At 45.8% G+C, this 22,204-nt stretch carries 20 protein-coding genes and 1 tRNA gene; 2 read left to right on the top strand and 19 right to left on the bottom strand.

The window, feature by feature from the left end:
- Positions 1-26 precede the first annotated feature (26 nt).
- The 15 genes from G588_RS0111015 to G588_RS0110945 form a co-directional block, all read right to left on the bottom strand.
- Complete coding sequence (locus G588_RS0111015; RefSeq protein ID WP_022778794.1) at positions 27-389, bottom strand: helix-turn-helix domain-containing protein; 363 nt, start codon at positions 387-389, stop codon at positions 27-29.
- A 534-nt stretch (positions 390-923) separates the two neighbouring features.
- On the bottom strand, positions 924-1,919 hold the full coding sequence (locus tag G588_RS23370; RefSeq protein WP_022778793.1) for a GNAT family N-acetyltransferase: 996 nt from the start codon (positions 1,917-1,919) through the stop codon (positions 924-926).
- A 46-nt stretch (positions 1,920-1,965) separates the two neighbouring features.
- Positions 1,966-2,241: a DUF1062 domain-containing protein gene (locus G588_RS19945; RefSeq protein ID WP_050008154.1), complete on the bottom strand. Its 276-nt coding sequence runs from the start codon at positions 2,239-2,241 to the stop codon at positions 1,966-1,968.
- 16 nt (positions 2,242-2,257) lie between these two features.
- Entirely contained in the window at positions 2,258-2,548 is a 291-nt protein-coding gene (locus G588_RS0111000; protein WP_022778791.1) for a CD3324 family protein, read from the bottom strand.
- Between the two features lie 216 nt (positions 2,549-2,764).
- Entirely contained in the window at positions 2,765-4,510 is a 1,746-nt protein-coding gene (gene rlmD, locus G588_RS0110995; RefSeq protein WP_022778790.1) for a 23S rRNA (uracil(1939)-C(5))-methyltransferase RlmD, read from the bottom strand.
- On the bottom strand, positions 4,507-5,004 hold the full coding sequence (locus G588_RS0110990) for a tRNA (cytidine(34)-2'-O)-methyltransferase (protein ID WP_022778789.1): 498 nt from the start codon (positions 5,002-5,004) through the stop codon (positions 4,507-4,509). Before G588_RS0110990 ends, rlmD begins: the two co-directional genes overlap by 4 nt.
- A 6-nt stretch (positions 5,005-5,010) precedes the next feature.
- On the bottom strand, positions 5,011-6,444 hold the full coding sequence (locus G588_RS0110985) for a sensor histidine kinase (RefSeq protein WP_022778788.1): 1,434 nt from the start codon (positions 6,442-6,444) through the stop codon (positions 5,011-5,013).
- Between the two features lie 12 nt (positions 6,445-6,456).
- Complete coding sequence (locus G588_RS0110980) at positions 6,457-7,158, bottom strand: response regulator transcription factor (protein WP_022778787.1); 702 nt, start codon at positions 7,156-7,158, stop codon at positions 6,457-6,459.
- Between the two features lie 33 nt (positions 7,159-7,191).
- Positions 7,192-9,591 (bottom strand): endonuclease MutS2, encoded by a 2,400-nt coding sequence (locus G588_RS0110975; protein ID WP_022778786.1) that lies wholly within the window; start codon positions 9,589-9,591, stop codon positions 7,192-7,194.
- 153 nt (positions 9,592-9,744) lie between these two features.
- Complete coding sequence (locus G588_RS0110970; protein WP_022778785.1) at positions 9,745-10,266, bottom strand: hypothetical protein; 522 nt, start codon at positions 10,264-10,266, stop codon at positions 9,745-9,747.
- Positions 10,263-10,502 carry a polymorphic toxin type 44 domain-containing protein gene (locus tag G588_RS0110965; RefSeq protein ID WP_155830786.1) on the bottom strand — a complete coding sequence of 80 codons (240 nt, stop codon included), beginning with the start codon at positions 10,500-10,502 and terminating at the stop codon, positions 10,263-10,265. The genes G588_RS0110970 and G588_RS0110965 overlap by 4 nt, the downstream gene beginning before the upstream one ends.
- 109 nt (positions 10,503-10,611) lie before the next feature.
- A complete protein-coding gene (locus G588_RS0110960; protein ID WP_022778783.1) occupies positions 10,612-11,556 on the bottom strand; it encodes a 3'-5' exoribonuclease YhaM family protein in 945 nt (314 codons plus the stop codon).
- Between the two features lie 58 nt (positions 11,557-11,614).
- Positions 11,615-12,964, bottom strand: a complete 1,350-nt coding sequence (locus G588_RS19940; protein WP_196804977.1) for a S1C family serine protease — start codon at positions 12,962-12,964, stop codon at positions 11,615-11,617.
- Between the two features lie 137 nt (positions 12,965-13,101).
- Positions 13,102-13,791, bottom strand: coding sequence for an MIP/aquaporin family protein (locus G588_RS0110950; RefSeq protein WP_022778781.1), 690 nt, complete (start codon positions 13,789-13,791; stop codon positions 13,102-13,104).
- Between the two features lie 73 nt (positions 13,792-13,864).
- Entirely contained in the window at positions 13,865-16,000 is a 2,136-nt protein-coding gene (locus tag G588_RS0110945) for an InlB B-repeat-containing protein (RefSeq protein WP_081644321.1), read from the bottom strand.
- Positions 16,001-16,204: 204 nt separating this feature from the next.
- Between G588_RS0110945 and G588_RS0110940 the strand changes: the two genes are divergently transcribed.
- Positions 16,205-17,743, top strand: coding sequence for a glycoside hydrolase family 28 protein (locus G588_RS0110940; RefSeq protein ID WP_022778779.1), 1,539 nt, complete (start codon positions 16,205-16,207; stop codon positions 17,741-17,743).
- Positions 17,744-17,806: 63 nt separating this feature from the next.
- Here the strand turns inward: G588_RS0110940 and G588_RS0110935 are convergent, their stop codons facing one another.
- The 4 genes from G588_RS0110935 to G588_RS0110920 form a co-directional block, all read right to left on the bottom strand.
- The gene (locus G588_RS0110935) at positions 17,807-18,868 is read right to left on the bottom strand and encodes a threonine aldolase family protein (protein ID WP_022778778.1); all 1,062 of its coding nucleotides are present in this window, start codon (positions 18,866-18,868) and stop codon (positions 17,807-17,809) included.
- Positions 18,869-18,898: 30 nt separating this feature from the next.
- Entirely contained in the window at positions 18,899-19,390 is a 492-nt protein-coding gene (locus tag G588_RS0110930) for a GAF domain-containing protein (RefSeq protein WP_272796498.1), read from the bottom strand.
- A gap of 123 nt (positions 19,391-19,513) precedes the next feature.
- Entirely contained in the window at positions 19,514-20,614 is a 1,101-nt protein-coding gene (locus G588_RS0110925; protein ID WP_022778776.1) for a GGDEF domain-containing protein, read from the bottom strand.
- Positions 20,615-20,694: 80 nt separating this feature from the next.
- The gene (locus G588_RS0110920) at positions 20,695-21,984 is read right to left on the bottom strand and encodes a class I SAM-dependent rRNA methyltransferase (RefSeq protein WP_022778775.1); all 1,290 of its coding nucleotides are present in this window, start codon (positions 21,982-21,984) and stop codon (positions 20,695-20,697) included.
- 125 nt (positions 21,985-22,109) lie between these two features.
- Here G588_RS0110920 and G588_RS0110915 point away from each other — a divergent pair.
- Positions 22,110-22,182 (top strand) — tRNA-Gly (locus G588_RS0110915).
- The last annotated feature ends 22 nt before the right edge of the window (positions 22,183-22,204 follow it).

Genomic DNA, 22,204 nt, shown 5'->3' with positions numbered 1-22,204 from the left:
ACCTTTTCAAATTTTTAAACTCTTTCCTACATCTCTTCAAGACTTTCTATCTTCTTCAAGGCCTCCATATAAGCCATAAGTCTCTTCTGCTGTTCTTCTCTAAGATTGTGATAATCTTCAATCATCTGAATATCTCCCGGCGTAAATTTGCTTTCAGGACTTGCTGCAGCAATTTCCTCTTCATCCTCAATTCCTTTACCGGTAAGAAGTTGCTCCGGAGTAATTTGCAAAACATTACAGATGTCCATTATCTTTTCTACAGTAGGATTGGTCTTTCTCTTTTTCCATTCGCTTATGGTACTGGTCGAAATACCTACCTGCTTTGCAAACTCCGCCTGAGTCATATTGCGTTCTTTCAAAACCTTTATAATTCTTTCACTGATAATCATGAGTGATACCTCGCTTTATTATTCACTTATATAACATTCATATTAGTGAATTTATTTTATCACACCCACTGATGTCCTTCAATGATCTACTTCATTTTCCGAAGATAATTACTTTAACAACCTTCTCGGAAATGATATCGTAAAAATCGCAAAGATTTAAGAGATGCTCATAGCAAAGATGCAGAAACCGGTGATGTTACTACACCTGTTGATGATATCCTTGACTCATTTGAAGAGCTAAAGACTGCCGATAATGCAACACAAGCTCAGATGATAATGTACAGCAAACTCTTTAAAATCAACTTCACTAAGATGGCCCCTTATGAGTTTAAAACCTTTACCGATATCCTCCAGAGATAATCAGATCTTTGTAAACCTGTAAAAGGAACCGGACGCGGCAAGAAGAAATAATAAACCAATGTCAAATGCTTTTCCGAAATCTATTACATTTTCTTTTTCAAGAAAAAGGCGCACTCATACCTGCCATTAGTAAGTATAGAGTGCGTCTTTTCCTAGTTGTCTATTTCAAATGTATCATCGATGAATGTACAATCTCGTCTGCTCCGGTTCATCATCTCCTTGAGCCATACAGTAAAACTCCCATCCATAACGCTCATAAAAACCAGTATGATCTGTAACAAGATAGAGCGGTGAAATTCCTTTTTTATTCATGTTCTCCACAACAAGATTAAGAAGATTTCCTGCTATCCCCTGTCCACGATGAGCCTCTTCAGTATATACAGCGCAAACATTGGGGCTTAAGTCCTTCCTGTCATGAAAATCATTATCGATTACACCTAACCCCCCGACAATTTGATCTCCTAACATGCATAGGTACCAACCATTTTCGGTCTCTTTATTAAGATACGCTGTCATACATTCAAGATAAGCATCCTTGGGGACTCCCCACTTTTTGTGAAACCAATCTGCAGCCATATCTTTTAAGTCGGGTTTTTCTCTCAACTCAAAATATTTGTATTCCGTATTCGCATTAATATCTTTTACCATCTCAACAATCTCTATATCTCCGTCAACAAGAATCTCCACGATTGATTCATGTCCATCCTCATTAGCTCCATTCTGCCAATAGATTTCAGCCATCCTAAGATTCTCTTGTTCGTCTGTTACTCCATCAAAACACTTGTAGGCATCTCCTTCAAAAACTCTTCCAGTCACTTTTATCTTTGCAATTCCGAAAGTAGGTCTTCCTAACTTAGCAAAATAGTCTCCCCACCTCTCAGCTTCCTCGTATGACTTAGACACATATAGCGAAGCCATTCTCGAAGGGTACTCCGAATACTTTTCTTTTCTAACTTTTTCCAACGCAAGCTCACGAAGCGCTACATCCACCTTGTGCGTCAGTTCTGTATCCTTATATTTTTCAGGATTATTATATATATCATTTACTGTTTCGAGTTCCTCATATACACGCTTGTGGACACCGTTTGGATGCTTGTCATCCAGAATGATATGTTCACCGACCTTCTTGGGAATGTCGGATATTACATGAAAAAAATATTGTTCTTCCATTACATTCTCCCTATTGAAATGGCCGGACACATAGCCCGGCCGAAATTCATTTTAATTCAGCATTGTTTCTTTTTAAAAAGTCTATATCGCTACCATACTTCATGGCAGTTTCCATATCGTTATTCATAAAGCTCTCAAACAATTCTTCAGGTATCTTTCCTGGACGAGTCCTTTCATAAATTGTGAGGTTCTTGGAATGCTTACATTTCTTACATCGATATATCAGCCATACATCAACACTTTTACCGTTAGCATTTACTCTAAATCTATAGGAATTGATAAACTCCTGTTTCTTCCCACAACCTCCACATCTAAAGAACACTCTTGTTTTGGTATGATCAGACAGAAAGGGCACCTTTGCTTAAGGCCAGCCTCTGATTCCTGAGGATTCTCTGAATGCTTTTCTCCGACAAGGAAAACCTGTGTGCAAGTTCGTGTATTCCTATTCCGCCTATGTAGTTTTCGTATATTTCTTCATTTCTTTCACGAAAGAAGACCTTGGCAGAAGTCGTGGTTCCCCACTCCTGTTTTTCCTTGCAGGGAATATAGATCATTTTTCCGTCTACATATTGCTGAATCGTTTCTATTAATTCCTGCGGCAGCACATTCTCTGCCTTTATATAGCTCATATCGTTCCTCCTAACATCATTTCTCTTAGGATTCATCTGAGCTTACGATTCATTTATTATTTAAGCTCAGACTACTGAGCGGTAACAACTCTGATGGTCATATAATCATGCTCCTTTCCAATCAAATAAAGAAAATCTTTGTAAATTGTACGTGAATACAGTTTACGATTCAACCTTAACAATAATTATAAAAGAACTTGCGCCATAAATCAGGCCTTATATCATCTGAAAAAATTTCAAAGCCTCTTCTATAGCCTTTACCTTTTCTTCCGGGCATCCCGGTTGTCTGCTATTTTCTGATTTTGGCTTATTGTAATTCTCTCTTTCTATAATCCCATGCTTCTGCTTTACCTGAGCTATATTCAGGTTTGTCACATGGAATCCGTAGTGCTCCTGCACCCATTCTTCAATCTCTTTATATGTTGCCTTAGCCTCCGCACTTGTAAGATCAAGTTCATCCATATCTACCTTTACGTTGATATGATGCTTTGCTTCATGAAGTTTGGACAATAAACATACTGTCTCCACATGCACGGTATGACTAAACATGTCGCATGGTCTTACCTTCTTTATCTCGTATCCTCCATCCACAAGAATACGGAGGTCTCTGGCCAAAGTTGCACTGTCACAGCTAACATAAACAATTCGTTCAGGGCTCATCTTAAGCATGGTCTCAAGGCACTTCTCGTCGCATCCTTTGCGAGGAGGGTCAACAACAATGACATCAGGATGTAGGCTGGCAGCATCTTTGTTTTCCTTCATCTGCTTTTCATAGAACTCAGGAAGTACCTCCTCAGCCTTACCACAGAAAAAGTCCGCATTATCAAGGCCGTTACGAACCGCATTCTTCTTGGCATCCTCGATTGCTGCGTCAATTATCTCAACGCCGTAGACATGTCCTGCTGCCTTTGCCATAGACAGGGTGATGGTTCCTATGCCGCAGTACAGGTCCCAGACTGTCTCTTTTCCTGTAAGTCCGGCATATTCGATGGCCTGTCCGTAGAGTTTCTCACATTGAACAGGATTGACCTGGAAAAATGAAAGGGGCGAGATCTCGAATTCAAGGCCGCAGAGCGTGTCACGGATTGTGTCCGTTCCCCAGATGGTATGGATCTCGTAGCCCATGATAACGTTGGTATTCTCAGTGTTTATGCTGACAGAGATGCTTGTCATCCCGGCGACGGCAGAAAGTCTCTCCGTAAGCTGTTTCTGATTCTTAATATACTCTGCTTCACCGGCATTATTCTTCGAAGTCTTTCCATGACTATCAGTGCCCTTGTAATTGATCACAAGGCACACCATGATCTGACCGCTCTTGAAGCCCTTCCTTATCAGTACATGACGAACAAGGCCCTTGCCGGTCTTCTCATCATAGGGCTGGATATTATTCTTTTCCATGTGGCCTGTGATGATGCCCAGTATCTCTTTGTTCTCTTCTGTTCCGATAAGGCAATCACTGACAGGAATAATGCTGTGGGTTCTCCCTGCGTAAAAGCCTGCAATGTTTTTGCCATTCTTATCCTTGCCAATGGGGAACTGGGCTTTGTTTCTGTATCTCCAGGGCTCCTCCATTCCGATGATCGGCTCCATAACAGAATCAACAAAAGCTTCATCAAAACCGCCAAGACGCACGATGTTGCTGCGAACCTTGTTCTGCTTGAACTCAAGCTCTCTTTCGTAGGACATACTCTGGGTCTGGCAGCCGCCGCACTGACGGGCAATGGGGCACTTTGGCTCCACGCGGTATTCGGAAGGCCTTATCACCTCATCAAGATGGGCGTAGGCATAGTTTTTCTTGGCCTTCATAATGGAGGCCTTAACTGTATCTCCTATTACCGCATCCTTTACAAAAAGGGTATAGCCGTCTATCTTGCCAATACCCTCCCCGTCAATTCCTATATCTTCAATTGTAAGTGTCAGAACATCGCCCTTGTTGTATGGGGCATTCTTTTCTACTTTCATGACTTCCTCCAATGCAGCCTGTGCAATTCCCCTTCCTTCTCCAGACCTGCGAAGTTGTTCTGGCGAAGTGCCTCATACAGCACAATTGCCACAGAGTTAGACAGATTCAGCGACCTGATCTCCTCTCCCATGGGAATCCTGATACAGGTCTCCTCATTGTCCACCAGAATTTCCTCCGGGATTCCGGCGCTCTCTTTTCCGAACATGATGAAATCATCGGGACCGAAATCCGCCTCCACATAGGACTTCTTCGCCTTGGTGGTGGCATACCAGATCCTGGCGCCGGGGTGCTTCTCACAGAACTCGTTGTAGTCCATGTACCTTGTCACATCGAGCTTGTCCCAGTAGTCCATTCCGGCTCTCTTTAGTTCTTTTTCCCCGAGACGAAAGCCCAGGGGCTCGATAAGATGAAGACTTGTGTTCGTTGCAACGCAGGTTCTTCCGATATTTCCCGTATTTGCTGGAATCTCCGGCTGATGTAAAACTATATGCATAAAATATTAAACCTCTTCTTCGTCCATGACCTTAGCCTTAGGCAGGGAAAAAATAAACTCCGTGCCAACGCCTTCCGTACTGATGACGTTGATGTTTTCCTCATGGGCTTTAATAATCTCTTTTACAATGGAAAGGCCAAGGCCTGTTCCCTTCTTGTCCTTGCCTCGCGACAGGTCGGACTTGTAGAATCTCTCGAAGATCATCTTCTGATCATCCTTGGGGATTCCGATTCCGCTGTCCTTGACGGATACAAAGACCTTGCTGTGCTTCTCCGTGGTCTCTATCTTGATGGAGGAATCATGGTGACTGAACTTGATGGCGTTGTCCACAAGATTGTACAGCACCTGCTGGATCTTGCTGATGTCAGCGTTCACCAGCATTTTTTCGTCGGTGAGCACCAGCTCTATGGCAATCCTCTTTTCCCTGCAGGTTCCCTCGAAGGAAGCAGCAACGTTTCGGATTACCTGGTTGATGTCAAAATCTGTTTTATCAAGCAGCATTCCCCTGGTGTTAAGGTTGTTCAGTGTCAGTAGCTCGTTGGTAAGCTTGGTAAGTCTGTCGGTCTCGTTGATGACTATCCCAAGATATCTGTCGTGCATCTCCTCAGGAATGGTTCCATCCTGCATCGCCACCAGATACCCCTTGATGGAAGTAAGGGGAGACCTGAAATCGTGGGATACATTGGCGATGAACTTCTTCTGATCATCCTCCTGACGGGCAATCTCTCCTGCCATGTAGGACAGAGTCGCTGCAAGATATCCCATCTCATCCTCCGACTCCACCGTAAACTCATAGGCCATATTGCCGGCGGCATACTGCTCTGTGGCCTTGGTGATCTTACGAAGTGGCATATACACCAGCTCCGTGAAGAAGATCAGGATTATCATGGACAGCAAAAAGAGCACTATCAGCATCAGATATGAAATATTCAGATAATCATTGGCCTGCTCCTGAATATCGATAACAGGCTCATGAACAATAACATAGGCCTGAACCTTGTACCCCGCTGTAATCGGGGCAAAAACGCTGAGCATATCCTCATCAAAGGTTCCGAAGAAATTACCTGTGGTGTAATAATACCCGCCGGTAACCGTTGGATCAAAGCCGTTTACCACGATCTCATCTCCGGGGCCCAAGACTCTTGAGGAATCAAGAACCAGTCGTCCCGAAGGGTTGATGATCCAGATGGACGCTCCCTGCATGTACTTGGACAGAGCCACCATCTGGGTATGCACAGCCTCCAGCGAAGTCTCACTGTTATACAGGTCTGCCGCATAGGTATTGGCAATCTGAGTTGCGATCTGATACATGGTATCCGCCCTGTCACGCCTTATCCTCTCATAGGTCATGCTGTACACAAAGGTTGCCACCACGATAAATCCAAAGATTCCAAACAGCAGGTATGCCAGCAGAAATTTTAAATAAAGAGTTCTCTTCATAAGTAAAAATCCTTACTGTTGTACCTCAAATTTGTAGCCGATTCCCCAGATTGTAGCAAGGCGCCAGCTGTCGTGATCGCTAAGTTTCTCACGAAGACGCTTGATATGTACGTCAACGGTTCTGGTATCTCCGATGTACTCATAGCCCCAGATCTGGTCAAGAAGCTGCTCTCTGGTAAAAACGTGATTTGGCGAAGCCGCAAGGAAGTACAACAGCTCTAACTCCTTCGGCGGCATATCAACTCTCTCTCCCTGATAGGTTACGGAGTAGTTGGTCATATTGATCTCAAGATCCGGATATCTTACCACCTTGTCATTGGGCTTCTCCGGCTCCTGAACCGGTGCTTTGGTGCGGCGAAGAACAGCCTTTACCCTTGCCACCAGCTCCTTGGAATCAAAGGGCTTCTCCATGTAATCATCTGCCCCCATCTCAAGACCAAGAACCTTATCAAAAACCTCTCCCTTGGCGGAGAGCATGATGATCGGCACCTGAGACCTGGTCCTTATCTCCCTGCAGACCTGATAGCCGTCGATTCCCGGCAGCATCAGATCCAGAAGGATAAGATCCGGATTAAAAGTGTCATAGGTGTTAATTGCCGATTCGCCATCGTTACAGATCCTGGTCTCGAAGCACTCCTTGATAAGGTAGAGTGAAACCAGCTCTGCGATATTGTTGTCGTCATCGACGATTAAGATTTTCTGTTTGTTTACCATTTTTACCTTCCCATTCCCCTCATATTATGAAAATCATTTAATAAAATTAACTATTGTAACACCCGCATCGCCTTCGCCGTATTCGCCCAGCTTGTAGGACTTGACGTAGGGCACGCCCTTAAGATAGTTGTGAACTGCATTCCTGAGAGCTCCCGAACCCTTGCCGTGTACGACTCTGACGTTATTAAGATGAGTCATATAGGCGTCGTCCAGGTATTTATCCAGAGCGGCGATGGCATCGTCGCAGTTCTTGCCGATAAGATTGATCTCTGTTCTGATATTGGCAGCCTTGGACAGATCCATCTTGCCGCCGCTTGTGTTCCTACCATAGAACTTCTTCATAGCAGTCTTCGCATCATCGTCGGACACCAGCACCAGATCGCGAATATTGGCCTTGGTCCTCATGATACCGCACTGAACATAGAGGTTGCCGTCCTTGTCGGGCTTGGAGCTGATGGTTCCCTTAAGTCCCATGGACACGATCTTGACGGACTCGCCCAGCTTAAGCTGAGATTCCTTAAGGATCGGATGAGTCTCCTTGGCCTTCTCGTTCTTGGAAGAATTGGAGATAGCCTTGTTCTTGTCGGAGATCTTCTGTCCTACGCTGGTTCTTGCTCTCTCAAGATCAGCAATTGACGCTCCGGGGCCTGCCTTTCTGAAGGTCCTGATGGTATCATCCGCCAGATCCTTGGCCTCCTGCAGGATCTCTCTTGCCTGCTCATTGGCCTCTCTGATGATATCCTCACGCTGCCTGTCCAGCTTGTCTGTCTTTTCCTCAAGGCGCTTGTGAAGCTCCTGGGTCTCCTTCTTGTACTGCTCGATCTCAAGTCTCTCATTCTCGATGATCTTGCGGCTTCTCTCAAGGTCTGCCAGCAGATCCTCAAACTTTTTGTCCTCGGTACTGATCTGCCCCTTGGCCGCCTCAATGATCCTGTCGGGGAGCCCCAGCTTCTGAGAAATGGCAAAAGCGTTACTCTTACCCGGGATTCCTATAAGAAGCTTATAAGTAGGTCTCAGCGACTCCACATCGAACTCGCAGCTGGCATTCTGTATACCCGGTGTATTAAGGGCATAGACCTTCAGCTCGCTGTAGTGGGTTGTAGCCATAGTTCTGATCTTCCTTGAATGCAGGTCATTCAGAATAGATATGGCAAGCGCCGCTCCCTCTGTGGGATCCGTTCCCGCACCCAGCTCATCGAAAAGACACAGCGAATTCTCGTCGGCGTGCTCAAGAATGGATACCGTATTGGTCATATGTGATGAGAAGGTTGAAAGAGACTGCTCAATACTCTGCTCATCACCGATATCTGCATAAACCTCATCAAACACAGACAGCTCTGAGTGATCACCTGCAGGTATCGCAAGGCCTGCTTGTCCCATCAGTGTCAAAAGACCTACTGTCTTCAAGGTAACTGTTTTACCACCGGTATTTGGTCCCGTGATAATAAGCATATCGAAATCTCTGCCCAGATATACATCGATGGGAACCACCTTCTTTTTGTCGATAAGAGGATGTCTTCCCTTCTTGATGTCGATGGCGTGGTGCTCGTTAAATACAGGAACCATGCCGTTTATCTCAAGGGCATAGGAAGCCTTGGCAAAAACAAAGTCAAGGTCCGTCATTATATCAGAATCAAACTTGATGTCGTCCACATGCTCCGCAACACGAAGGCTCAGCTCCGCCAGGATCTTCTCAATCTCAGCCTGCTCCTGCAACGCCATCTCTCTAAGCTTATTGTTCAGTTCAACTATTGCCTGGGGCTCGATAAAAAGAGTGGAACCCGAGGAGGACTGGTCGTGGACAATTCCGCTTACCTGTCCCTTATACTCCGAACGAACGGGAATACAGTATCTGTCACCTCTCATGGTAACAACGCTGTCCTGAAGATAGGTCCTCATGGAACCATTGATCATCTTGTTAAGCTGCTCGTGGATACGGTCGTTGGTTAACATGATGCCACGTCTGATGTGCTTCAACGCAGGACTTGCATCAGAAGCGATCTCATCTTCTGACACAATGCATCTTCTGATCTCTGCTGCCACGAAGGTCAGAGGCTCCAGCATACTGAACATCTCCGATAAAGAGTCGGTGTTCTCATCCTCTCTTGCGGGACGGCCATAGCTCTTAACTCTGTTAACATTGTCAAGGAAAGAGGCAAGGCGAAGAAGTGAACCCATATCCAGGGCTGCTCCTATCTTCAGAGCCTTCAGAGTTCCTGTAAAATCTCTATTGTCTCCAAAGGAAGTGGAACCCTTCTTGAATATCCTTGCAATGGCATCATTAGTCTTAGTCAGGTTATTTCTTATTTCCTTAATATCGGAAGACGGCACCAGCTCCCGGCACATCTTCCTTCCCGGGTCAGAGCTGGCGTGATCCGTCAGTCTTTCTATTATCTTGTCGTACTCAAGTACGTGTAATGCTTTTGAATTCATCTAATATCCTTCTGTCATAGTTTTTGGTGCAATACATAATCATCCAAATTACAGTGTAACATCTTAATCGGGTTTTTGCTAGCATTCATGGGCTTTACCCCACAAAAAAAGAGATGCTCATGGCGAGCATCTCCTGAAATCTTAATATCAAATTTACCAGACAGCCTCTTCAAAATAGTACCAAGAATCGCATATTTTCTTTGCCTTATACCTATATTTCTCTTGGGAAGAGGCACCATCATACTCATAATAATCGCCACCCTTAGCACGTCCGTATATATCCGATAATGTGTCTGTAGGAGAAAAATACATTCCACAGTAATAGTAATCATGATCTATTGGCTGGTAACCCAAGTAAAAAACCACTCTATCCTCCGTATTTTCAGCCCCTTTCATCACGTCAACAGACCGAACCTTTAAATCATCAAACGGATCTATGGTTTTTCTGACTGATTCCGGTATTTCATCCGAAGAATAGTAGATTTCTAATTCATTATCCTGATTATCATATAGCGCTTTGGCAAACACGGTAAGTTCGTCACGATTACCTAGCACATATTTTTTTACGTTAGCTGCCTTAATTGCATCTGAAATTACAAACAAATAAAGTGCTATCTGTATTGCTAAAAATACTATGCCCCAAAAAGCAATTAGTTTATGTACTCTTTTTTTCAATCAGGTAGCCCCTCCTCTCTCCACTTAATTCCTAGTCTAATAGCTTCAGCATCCTCAGGCATATCCCCAAAATGTGGTAAAAAAGGAGTGTACGTTATATCTGGCAGAAATCTTCGTTTCGTTTGCACCGCTGCACCACCCAAGTATAATAACATCTCTGGGAAGTATTTCGCCCCAACATATGCATAAATAACATTCCCTAATGTCCCTGGAGACATCCTAAAACCGTTTCCCACTATTTATACTTTTCTCCTTCGGCAGCATTTTTAACTTGTATTATAATGGACATGAGTTTTTTTTGTTGGTTTTCTGACGAATAACACTTCAAATCGGACGAATAACACTTTAGTCCATTTTGGTCTCGTATATATTGGTCTCGAAGAACTTGTTGTATCCCTGCCAACCGGGCTCAGTAACATTAGAGAGGAGCTCAGTGAAGGTCTCCATCTTGGCATCGGTATTGTCAGCCATGTTCAAGGCAACAGCCTCAATGATAGAGGGTTTCTTGGGTGAACCGTACTCAAACTCTCCGTGGTGGGCCAGGATACAGTGCTGCAGTTCCTGCTTGAGCAAAATAGGAAAACCGGGGATGTTAGCGGCCTTGACGCCGATCATCTCGCAGCCCATAACGATATGGCCAAGGAACTGACCTTCATCGGTGTAATCATTAACAGGGAAAAGACTGATCTCTCTCACCTTACCGATGTCGTGACACATAGCTGCAGTAAGAAGGAGATCCCTTTTGAGCATGGGATAAGCTGTGCAATAGTAGTCACAGAGCCTGGTAACGCTTAAGGTATGCTCAAGAAGGCCACCGATAAAGGCATGATGCACCGTCTTGGCTGCGCTGCTCTTTCTGAAAAGTGTGACAAAATCAGTATCCTTTACGAAGAACTCCTCCAGAAGCTGCTTCAAATAAGGGTTTTCTATAGTTGAGATGATAGCAAGAAGCTGCTTGTACATCTCGTCATTATCCTTGGACGAAACAGGAAGGTACAGCGCCGGGTCATATTCACCCTCGTGGCACTTCCTTGCTCTTTTCACATTGATCTGGAGAGCTCCGTTAAAACTGGTAACCTCTCCGAATACATCGATATAATCCGTGTCGTCGAATTCATCTATCCCCGCGCCGCCGGGTTCCCAGATCTTGGCATCCACCGTTCCGGTCTTGTCCTGAAGGGTTACAGAATAATACTCCTTTCCGTTCTTGGTGGTTGCACAGAGCTTGTGCTTGCACATATAGATATCAGCCACTCTGTCGCCGGGTTTCAAATCCTTGATGAACTTCATTAAAATTTCCTCATTTCTAAATCTTGAATTATTTGTTTCCTGTGGTCCGCTATGGGCCTTAGCCGTGAGTTGATTTCTCAAGCGTGACCTCTATGTCCAGACTGATGTAATCAGTGGGCGCCTGTCTCATAACAGTAATAGTAATTATATCATCAGGTTTGCACTCTGCAAGCCTTGCTATCAACATCTCGTAGCTGGTGATCTCCTGTGAATTGAAAGCCGTAATGATATCACCGCTCTGTATTCCCGCCTTCATCGCCGGTGAGTTCATCTCTGTCAGCGTGATATATGCACCCGCAGGGATGTTCCCGGCCTGTATGATATCCGTAGGAATCGTTGTTCCGTGAACTCCCAGATATGCTCTGTCCTTAAGATTGGAGAGATCTTCGATAAGGCTCTTTAACTCAGTAATACCAACAGCGCAAATGTTGCCCTTAAGATCCTCCGGAGTATAAGCCATATCGATCATACCCACAATCTGGCCCGACAGGTTGATCAGCGCTCCGCTTCCGTTGGAGCTTCCCGCAATATCCGTGGTAAGAAGCTTGTAATCCGTATCCGGAAGATCAAGGCTGGTCTTCTCGGATGTGATAATGCCATAGGCAATAGAGTCCTGAACTCCGATGGGGCTTCCCACCGCAATGACAGGGCGTCCCGTGATACTGTTGGAGTTGGAGCTTCCAAGTGTGGCCACCAGAATGTGGTCCTTGGTCTCCTCCGAAAGGGCTGCTATTCTGACATTCAGGATGCAGAACTTGCTGACAGAGTCCGCCAGCCTTATGTTGGCTGTTGCAGTAGTGTTGTCACAGAAGGTAACCCTGATGCTGTCCGCTTCCTCCACCGCGCTGTAGGGAACCAGGATAAAAAGGCTTACTCCGTTGTCCGCAACAATAGCTCCGGAAGTAGCAGTGCTGCTCTGTATAGACTCACTGAACCAGTTGGCATCATTGGACAATCCTGTTACCTTCACCATGCTGCGCCCGGCTTCAGAAGCAATGCTTTTTAATGAGTTCATCATTTTGCCGTAATCGGAGGAATCAAAGTTGTAGGATGCAATGGCTGCATCGATCTGGCCCTTCTGACTCTCCTCAAGGCTCATGGCCTCCACCGCCGCAATCTCGCTGTCATCTGCGAACATCTCCTCCGGTGTCAGCTCATCACTGGCAGATTCTGCGGGAAAAGAGATGGCCTCAGGCTCCTTCTCCGGGAACAGCCTGTCACTGAAAAGGGGCTGCAGCACCAGGAAAGTGAAGCAGGCTACGATGCCAAACAGCACCGCCAGTGCAAAAGTAATAACGGTTCTCCTAAAGAGCTTCTTTTTATTTATAGGCCTTTGCTTGATCTTCTCGCTGATAAAATCGGTATTAGCCAAAGGCGACTGTTTGTTATCATCATTGTTAAGTGCCATAGAAGTACCTTCTTCTGAAATCATTCATAATCCTTAACATTATAACACGGCGGACCACTTCCTATGAACAGCAAAAAAAATACCGGGCAGCGATTTGCCCGGTACTTTGTGATGCTGATTATAAGATAATCCGTGGATTATTCCTTCTCGAAAGCCTTGTGTGTAAATGCTGCAAGTGCTGCACCTACAAGAGGGCCAACGATGAATACCCAAACAGAAATGATGGGTGCTGTATTGCCTGTGATTGCTGCAAAGATTGCAGGGCCAAGGCTTCTTGCGGGGTTAACGGAGGTGCCTGTAAGGCCGATTCCGAAGATGTGTACCAGGGTCAGTGTAAGACCGATGATAAGTCCGCCAAAGGAGCCGTGCTTAGCCTTGGGTGATGTAACACCAAGGATTGTAAGAACAAAGATATAGGTAAGAACGATCTCTACGATAAGGCCGGCAACGAAGCTTCCGCTTACACCGTCAAGACCGTTGGCACCAAATCCGCCTGTAGCATCATCAATCTGTCCGAGAGTGAAGATTGCTGCAAGGATACCTGATCCTACGATACCGCCAAGACACTGAGCAATTACATAAGCAATAAACTGAGCCATGTTCATTCCACCGTTTAAAAATACTCCCAGAGAAACGGCAGGATTGATGTGGCAGCCTGAAACGTTGCCGATGCAGTAAGCCATACCCACAATGGTAAGACCAAAGGCAAGGGCTGTCAGAAGGTAGCCGCAGCCGCTCATGGCATCACAGCCAACAAGCATCGCTGTACCACAGCCAAGCACAACAAGTACACAAGTTCCAATACATTCCGCAACATATTTCCTCATACCTTTTTCCTCCTATTTATGTGCTTCTTCGCACAATTATTCTCTGAATATTATAGCACTGTTAGCAGGTGGATTAGTTATCTTTTTCCCAGATAGCATATAATGTTACTTTGCTGTTAGCCTTCTTGGAAAGAGCTCCTACTGTCTCTTCTGTTACAGGCTTCTTGCCCTTGGCATCAAGAGCAACTCCAACGCACTTGTAGCCCTCTCTCTTAACAGATCCTGTGAAAGCAGCAATGGCATCATTGATTTCCTTGGCATTCTTAACAGGAAGAACTGTTGTGTTGTTCATAAGGTCAACTACGCCCTTCTTCTCTGCTCCGTCAACAAGGATTGTTCCGCCGTTGGTGTTGAATTTGAGCTTGTATGAGTTCTCAGCGAATACGGCATATACAAACAGATCTTCCTCGTTATCTGCAAGAACCTTGGTAACGAATCCGTTCCTATCTGTTGCAACCTTGGCTGCGCATCCATCTGCGAGCATCCAGCCAAGGAATTTGCAGCCTGGATAGGTTGCGGGTGTGAGCTTGGATACGCTTCCGAAATACTTGGTCTCTTCTTTGTAGTTCTCGTGAGAGGCACGTGTTCCATCAATAAGAACCTCTGAAAACTCTGTTTCGTCGGTGATCTTTTTAGCTGCTGCAGGATCGCAGGCAGCTGCGCTGTTCATGTAATATACGTTATAAGGATTAGCCTGCCAGATGCAATAGATCGTCACACCGGCCTTAGTTGTGAATCCGGTAAAATCGTCTCCGTCGATAAGATCTGCTTCTGACTTGATCTTTTTCTTAAGAGAGAAACCAACAAGTGTATATCCCTTTCTGGATACCTCAGGTGTGAACGCCATATCTTTGGGCTCACCATCGTAGTCAAATGTTGCCCAATAGGTCTTTTTCTTAAGTGCGATATTCTTTTCTTCGCCGCTGCGCTCAACACCTTTTCCGTTGGGATCGATGCTGATCTTGAATCTTAATGCCTCGAAGTAAGAGCCAATGTAAACGGTCTGCTTAGCAGTTTTCTTGATTGCTGTAACTACAGTCCACTGATTTCCGTCAGCATCCTTAACTGTCTTGGTAGCATATACGTCCTCGAGCTCCTTGAGAGCTTCTTCGCTAAGAGGATTGCCGTCTGAATCAAGAGCAACCCATCCAAGGAACTTGTAGCCTGTCTTCTTAGCTGTAGGAAGTGCTACTTTCTTGCCTGACTTGTAAGATGTGATCTTCTTGGAAAGAGTTACATTAGAATCAAGCATCATGTTGATTGTGTACTCGCCCTCACCAAGAACGGGATAAACTTCAAGTGTTCCCTCGTGAACATCTACAAGCTTGCTGTAGTCCTTGTTAAGTGCAAAATCAATCTTGCGGTCACCTTCCTTGGTCTTGGAGAAGCCCTTGATGGTAACTCCGTCAGGAAGATTAACATTCATCTGGGTTGCAGCTGAGATGAAGTTAACCTTCTCCTCATACTTAACAAGGCTGTAATTGCCAAGAGGCTGAGCCTCGAGCTTGTTGCCGTCATTATCGAAAAATACGATGCTGTACTCGTTCTGCTCCCAGTCTGCATACAGATCAACGGTTGTAAGAGAGTTAGCATCAGCGTAGTTCTTAACCAGTGCATCAACAGTAGCATCAACTGCAACCTTGAACACAGGCTTCTTGGAGCTCCAGGATGTCAGTCTGTATCCCTGCTTAGTGAATGCAGTAGATAACACCTGGTCCTTATCTTCAACTTTGAATGTCTTTTTCTCTTTGATATCTTTCTTGCCTGTGTTAGCGTGGAAAACAACAGTGTACTCTGCGTTCTTCCAGCCTTCCTCAGGCTCCTGTACAGGCTCCTTAGCAGGATCTGCTATAGGCTCTGTGATCTCTTCATCGGATACGGGAAGTTCCTCTTCTGTAAGATCAGCTTCCTCTGTATCTTCTGTTACTTCTTCTACAGCCTCTTCAACATCGAAGGAAACTGTCTCTTCTTCGGGCTCTACGAAGTACTCATCCTCTGCTGTCTCCTCGGATGTTTCTTCAGAAGCCTCTTCTGCTACCTCTTCTGTAGCCTCTTCATCTTCGGTGATCTCTTCCTGAACCTCTTCGAATACCGCTTCCTCAAGCTCTGCTGAGAAGTCCTCTGCGGCAAATGAAGGTACGCTTGATGTAACTGCCAGAACAGCAGACAGGGTCAAGCCAAGAATTGCCCCCAAAACGCGTCGTTTCATACCTAATTACTCCCTTCTGGTTTTCATATTAAAGCATTAAAAATTATATACACGGCTCAGTCTATCGTCAACTCAAATATTGCTGTAATTATGGGCATTTATCGCCATCTGCGCCATCTTTTTATAAACTTATCATTTGAAATCCTAATCGCCCGAGGTTATGATTTATCTATTAGATTTGGACTTGATCCGGAAAGGGCTCTTATGGAATTTTCTTTTTTACTTGACTATCGAACCACAGACACCGAAGCTGAAATCTTCTGGGACATGCCACTGGAAGCAACTCCCGGCTGCAGATATCTCGTATATCTAAACGGCGAGAACAAAGCTATTGTTGAAAAAACACATTTTTCCCTTGAGGGACTCACCCCCGAGACAGACTATGAAGTGGAGGTTCTTCTGTCCACTCTCGAGGATGCCAGAAACGGCATGCCTCCCATGTCTCTTGGCAGGATCTACTTCTGCACGGGCAAGACCAAAAAGAGAATTGATATAACGAAGCCTCCCTACAACGCTGTAGGCGACGGCATGACCATGAACACTGCTGCCATTCAGGCGGCTCTTAACGACTGCACCTCGGACTCCTATGTGTATATTCCAAAGGGCGATTTCCTGACAGGAGCTCTTGATATGCACTCTGACTCTGAGCTGTATCTGGAAAAAGACGCTCTTTTACAGGGAAGCGTAATTCCCGATGACTACCTGCCCAAGATTCACAGCCGCTTCGAAGGCTATGAGATGGAGTGCTACAGAAGTCTCTTGAATCTGGGAACCCTGGACCGTAACGGCGGCTATAACTGCAGCAATGTAATCATTCGCGGAAAAGGGTCAATTCTTGGTGGCGGCGCACCTCTTGCCAAGTCCATCGCGTCTCTTGAAGCAATAAGGCTCAAGGACTTCATCAAGTCTCTGGGTGACAGGATAAAAGAGTATGAAAAGCCCGAGACCATCGCCAGCAGAGCGAGGGGTCGTCTCATCAACATGAGTAACTGCCAGAATGTCTGGATCCACGGCCTTACTCTGGGCTTTGCCCCTGCCTGGAACCTGCATTTTATTTATTCGGACGAGATTGTTACGGATCATTGCACGATCAAGTCCCAGGGAGTGTGGAACGGAGACGGATGGGATCCGGATTCCTCCACCAATTCCACATTATATGCCTGCGATTTTTATACAGAGGATGACTCTGTTGCCATTAAGTCCGGCAAAAATCCTGAAGGAAACGTGATAAAAAGGCCCACGGAGCACATCCGTGTCTTCGACAGCATCTGCCATTTCGGCCACGGCCTCTGCATCGGCAGCGAGATGTCCGGCGGTGTTGAAGATATAAGGCTCTGGGACTGCGATATGGGTCCCACCTGGTCCGGCATCGAGATCAAAGCCACCAAGAAGCGCGGCGGCTACGTTCGCGGCATGATCGTAAGAGACATCACCGCCTCCCACGTCCAGATCCACTCCGTCGGCTACAACGACGACGGTGAAGGCGCACCGGTGCCACCTGTATTCAGCGACTTCCATTATGAGAGATTGCATTTGCTTGGAAGATATCTTGATAACAACAATGGGAATAATACCTGGTACAGCTGCCCTTCTATATATCTGAGCGGCTTTGATGTGCCGGGATTTGAACTTAAGAATGTGAGATTTAAGGATATTACAATGGAGAATCCTGTACAGGGAGTAGACAGTATTCATATGGAGTACTGTGAGGATGTGAGCTTTGAGGGATTGAGGACGGTTTGAGATGACAAGGGGACGGTTGCGAGTCAATGGGGACGGTTGTCATCCCCTTGTCATCTCATCAACTTACAGCAACTCCATCAACTTCTCCACATCTTCCTTCGTCGTCGCCCAATCTGTGGCAAATCTTATTACAGTATGGGTATCATCATACTTCTCCCAGAATCCGTACCCAACTTTTCCATCAAACTCTTTTAGCTTCTCATTATCCATGATAACGAACTGCTGATTAGTAGGAGAATCCAGGAACATCTTATAGCCTTTTTTAACCAGCCCCTCTTTTACAAGCTCTGCCATATCTATGGCATTTCTGCTGATCTCAAAGTACAAGTCATCCGTAAATAGTGTGTCGAACTGAACTCCCAGGAGCCACCCCTTGGCAAGGAGCGCTCCGTGCTGCTTGATTATCGGTATGGGGTGCTTGACCGCATCCTTATGAGTGAAGACTACAGCCTCACCGAACATGGCTCCCACCTTGGTTCCTCCGATGTAGAATACGTCAACAGCCCCCGCTATATCCTGAATCGTCACATCGGTTCTGCGGCTCATAAGTCCGTAGCCAAGTCTTGCTCCGTCCAGGAAGAGCGGAATCTGATACTGCCTGCAGACAGCAGAAATATCATTAAGTTCTCTTTTGGTATACAGAGTTCCGTACTCCGTGGGATGGGAGATATACACCGCTCCGGGAAATACCATGTGCTCATGGTTGTCGTCGCCATAGAATCTCTCCAGCAGCTCCGTCAGTGCAGTCGCTGAGATCTTGCCGATGTTGTCTCCGTACTTGGCGGTATCGGTCTCCTCTCCGTGACAGTCTATCGTCAATACCTTGTGGCCTGAGAACTCAATGGCCCCTGCCTCGTGAGCTGCGATATGTCCTGTCGTTGCAGCAACAACGCCCTCGTAGGGCCCAAGCACCATATCGATTATGGTCTGATTGGTCTGGGTTCCACCCACAAGAAAGAAAATCTGCGCATCATCAAGTCCGCAGGCCTTCCTGATCTTCTCAGCTGCGGCTTCGCAGTGCCTGTCGGTGCCGTAGCCCGTATTCTGTTCAAAATTAGTCTCTGCAAGGCGCTGTAGGATATTCGGATGTGCGCCCTTTGTATAATCACTGGAAAATGAAATCATTTTCTATGCACCTCTTTGATTAATCATAAATCAGTCAAAACTGATCCCGTCAAACTGTGTCACTTCTTCAATGGCCTTCACCAGATCCTCAAGGCCTTCTCTGTCTTCTTCGCTAAATCTCTCAAGCTTCGGGCTGTCGATATCCAATACTCCGATGACCTTGCCATCCTTCCTGTGAATAGGCACCACTATCTCAGAGTTGGAGGCCCCGTCACAGGCGATATGTCCCGGAAACTCATGAACGTTTGGAACCAGAAGAGTTCTGTCCTCTCCTGCCGCTGTGCCGCACACTCCTTTTCCCAGGGGAATCCTGATGCAGGCCACCTTACCCTGGAAGGGTCCCAGAAGCAGAGCTCCCTTGTCCATCAGATAGAAGCCCGCCCAGTTAAGGTCTTCAAGGTTATCGTAAATAAGTGCCGAAGCGTTGGATAAAACCGGGATGAAATTAGGCTCATCCTCCGCCAGTGACTTAAGCTGCTGTGTCAGTAATCTGTAATCTGTCATAACCTGTCCTTTCTGCATTTCGTCCATATGCCCCGCATAAAAAGAATCCTGTAAGCATATGACGTTGTGAGCACTTTTATTGTGCAAAACCATTCTATACTTACAGGAAACTGTCGTCAACAATATATAAATGACCAAAAGTCACGTAATCACACGGTTTCTGCCGGATTCCTTGGCTGTATAGAGCCTGTCATCAGCTGTGCTGACAAGCTTCTCCACACTCATGCCGTCTTTATATGCAGCGGCGCCTATAGAAACCGTAACATGGATCAACTGTCCGGCAAAAGAGAACTCTTTTTCCTCAATCTCTCTCCTTATACCCTCCAGCATCCCGGCAAAATCATCATAGGCACAATCCTCCGGTGCGATAAGAAGAAACTCCTCTCCGCCCCACCTGCCGTACAAGAGTCCGTAGGAACTATGCCCGGCAAACACCTCTGCAATTCCTTTGAGGATTGCATCACCTGCAGCATGTCCGTAGGTATCGTTAACCTGTTTGAAATGATCTATATCAAGTATGGCGACGGACAGATCTTCTTTGCCCAGCATATGCTCCCTTTTGGCTTCCGCTTCAAGAATGATCTGAATCCTGTGCCTGTTGAAGATTCCCGTCAGATAGTCGTGATCCGCAGCCCGCTTGATCTCTCTGTTTTTCTTACTCATGCTGTAATTGTAAACAAAGGTGTATATCGAAATGCTACAAAAACTGGTGGTTGCATTCACGTGATAAATAATCCTGGATATGTTATAAGGGGGTGAATATTTTGTCGGAAACCATCCATTGGTTCCCATAAAGGTCAAGACCTGGAAAGTTGCCAGTATCACAAAGGCAAAAAAGGCAATCTGGAACTTCATACTCTTAGAAAGTCCCTCCTGGAACAAAGGAAGGAAGATACAGGCAAAGGTTCCGAAGAGCCACAGCTGATATCCACAGTGAAGTCCCATGAATATGGTTGCAAATATGACATGGAAATACACCTCAAACAGCATCACCCACATAGTGATCTGAGTCTTGCTCTTAAGAACCAATGCGGTACAGCCCACGTAGAGAAAAATAACCGGCGCATTGATGATGGCCATTGGTATACAACCCAGATAATAATACATGAACTCGAAGAGAATGTGGATCACACAAAAAGAAACGGCCACTGCCAGATACTGGCTTCGATTGAAGTAGTCGCCGCTCTCATTCTCCCTGTATGTCCTGTCCCTACGGGACAACAGTTCATTGTCGTCATTCATACAATTATTGTAATATCGTTCTTTTTAATCCGCAAATAAACAAACAATAAACAAATTGTATAAAATATGTTGTGGCTTCATTATACTTCGTCGCTGACTCTGAAGATCACGAATTTCAGATAGTAGGAAGCAGCGCCGCCCCACAGGATCGGGTGATCTGCTGCCTGCTGGCGAAATTCCACCTGGCACAGTCTCTTGTGGGCATCACGGGCAGCGTCCGCAATGGTCTTAAGGAAAAGCTCCTCATCCATGAAGTGTGAGCAGGAACAGGTTGCAAGATAGCCCCCGTCCTTAACCAGCTTCATACCGCGGAGGTTGATCTCCTTGTAGCCGGTAACAGCCTTCTTGATAGAAGCTCTTGACTTGGTAAAAGCAGGCGGATCAAGAATTACAACATCGAACTTCTCACCTTTTTTCTCAAGATTGGGAAGAAGCTCAAATACATCCGCGCACTTGAAGGTGGCAATATTCTCAAGGCCGTTAAGGGCCGCATTCTCCTCAGCCTGCTTGCAGCCAAGATCTGATGCATCAACACCTATTACTGAAGAAGCCCCTGCTGCCGCTGCGTTAAGAGCAAAGGAGCCGGTGTGTGTAAAGCAGTCCAGAACTTTTTTACCCTTGCAAAGGCCTCTGATGGACTGTCTGTTGAACTTCTGGTCAAGGAAAAAGCCGGTCTTCTGGCCGTTCTCAACATCTACGTAGTACTTAACACCGTTCTCCTCGATCATAACCTTAGTGTCAAAGGGCTCTCCGATAAAGCCCTTGCATCTCTCAAGGCCCTCCAGCTCACGAACCTTGGCATCGCTTCTCTCATAGACGCCGCGGATCTTCACGCCGTCTTTGGCAAGAACTTTTTTGCAGGTATCGATGATAAGCTCCTTCATTCGGTCCGTGCCAAGGGCAAGGGACTCGATAACGAGAACATCCGAGAACTTGTCTATCGTGATTCCGGGGAGGAAATCAGCCTCGCCGAAGATAAGTCTTGTGGAAAGTCTTGTAAACTCATCTGCTCCGGGCTCATGGTCTGAAGCTCCCTGGTCCTTAGACAGGTACTCCAGCATGTAGCTCTTCATGACTTCTTTTCTGTGATTCCAGGCATCGCTTATTCTCTTCTCGATGAGCTCCTCGTTCACAGGATGCTCTTTCCTCCTGGACATGATGCGAACTCTGATCTTGGAGTTCATATTAATGAAACCATATCCGAGGAAATATCCGTCAAAATCGTGAAGCTCGATAATATCACCATTCTCAAAGCTTCCCTCGATCCTGTCGATCTCATTGTCATATATCCATGCTCCGCCGGCCTTAAACTCACGACCCTCGCGCTTTTTCAGGATTACCTGTGCGTTGCTGCAGCTGATTTTACTCATATATATCACCTTTCAAAAAATAAATCCGGAAATAAATTAAAATTTTTTTAAATTATATGTTGACAATACACCAAATTTATTCTAAAATCAATTGTTGTCGCCGCTAATAAATGTGTCGATTAAATGCGATAGTAGCTTAGTTGGTAAAGCGCCACCTTGCCAAGGTGGAGACCGCGGGTTCGAGCCCCGTCTATCGCTCTAGCGAACTTGATGTACCAGC

The organism is Butyrivibrio sp. AE3009, assembly GCF_000420845.1.
Taxonomy (GTDB): domain Bacteria; phylum Bacillota; class Clostridia; order Lachnospirales; family Lachnospiraceae; genus Butyrivibrio.
The sequence above is the reverse complement of the archived record's forward strand: the minus strand, read 5'-3'. Positions and strand labels throughout refer to the sequence as shown.

Excerpts from the sequence above, each read along its gene's own strand:
- G588_RS0111015 (WP_022778794.1), bottom strand. The coding sequence starts at position 389 with ATGATTATCAGTGAAAGAATTATAAAGGTTTTGAAAGAACGCAATATG.
- G588_RS23370 (WP_022778793.1), bottom strand. The coding sequence starts at position 1,919 with ATGGAAGAACAATATTTTTTTCATGTAATATCCGACATTCCCAAGAAG.
- G588_RS0111000 (WP_022778791.1), bottom strand. The coding sequence starts at position 2,548 with ATGAGCTATATAAAGGCAGAGAATGTGCTGCCGCAGGAATTAATAGAA.
- rlmD (WP_022778790.1), bottom strand. The coding sequence starts at position 4,510 with ATGAAAGTAGAAAAGAATGCCCCATACAACAAGGGCGATGTTCTGACA.
- G588_RS0110990 (WP_022778789.1), bottom strand. The coding sequence starts at position 5,004 with ATGCATATAGTTTTACATCAGCCGGAGATTCCAGCAAATACGGGAAAT.
- G588_RS0110985 (WP_022778788.1), bottom strand. The coding sequence starts at position 6,444 with ATGAAGAGAACTCTTTATTTAAAATTTCTGCTGGCATACCTGCTGTTT.
- G588_RS0110980 (WP_022778787.1), bottom strand. The coding sequence starts at position 7,158 with ATGGTAAACAAACAGAAAATCTTAATCGTCGATGACGACAACAATATC.
- G588_RS0110975 (WP_022778786.1), bottom strand. The coding sequence starts at position 9,591 with ATGAATTCAAAAGCATTACACGTACTTGAGTACGACAAGATAATAGAA.
- G588_RS0110960 (WP_022778783.1), bottom strand. The coding sequence starts at position 11,556 with ATGAAGTTCATCAAGGATTTGAAACCCGGCGACAGAGTGGCTGATATC.
- G588_RS19940 (WP_196804977.1), bottom strand. The coding sequence starts at position 12,964 with ATGGCACTTAACAATGATGATAACAAACAGTCGCCTTTGGCTAATACC.
- G588_RS0110950 (WP_022778781.1), bottom strand. The coding sequence starts at position 13,791 with ATGAGGAAATATGTTGCGGAATGTATTGGAACTTGTGTACTTGTTGTG.
- G588_RS0110945 (WP_081644321.1), bottom strand. The coding sequence starts at position 16,000 with ATGAAACGACGCGTTTTGGGGGCAATTCTTGGCTTGACCCTGTCTGCT.
- G588_RS0110940 (WP_022778779.1), top strand. The coding sequence starts at position 16,205 with ATGGAATTTTCTTTTTTACTTGACTATCGAACCACAGACACCGAAGCT.
- G588_RS0110935 (WP_022778778.1), bottom strand. The coding sequence starts at position 18,868 with ATGATTTCATTTTCCAGTGATTATACAAAGGGCGCACATCCGAATATC.
- G588_RS0110930 (WP_272796498.1), bottom strand. The coding sequence starts at position 19,390 with ATGCAGAAAGGACAGGTTATGACAGATTACAGATTACTGACACAGCAG.
- G588_RS0110925 (WP_022778776.1), bottom strand. The coding sequence starts at position 20,614 with ATGAATGACGACAATGAACTGTTGTCCCGTAGGGACAGGACATACAGG.
- G588_RS0110920 (WP_022778775.1), bottom strand. The coding sequence starts at position 21,984 with ATGAGTAAAATCAGCTGCAGCAACGCACAGGTAATCCTGAAAAAGCGC.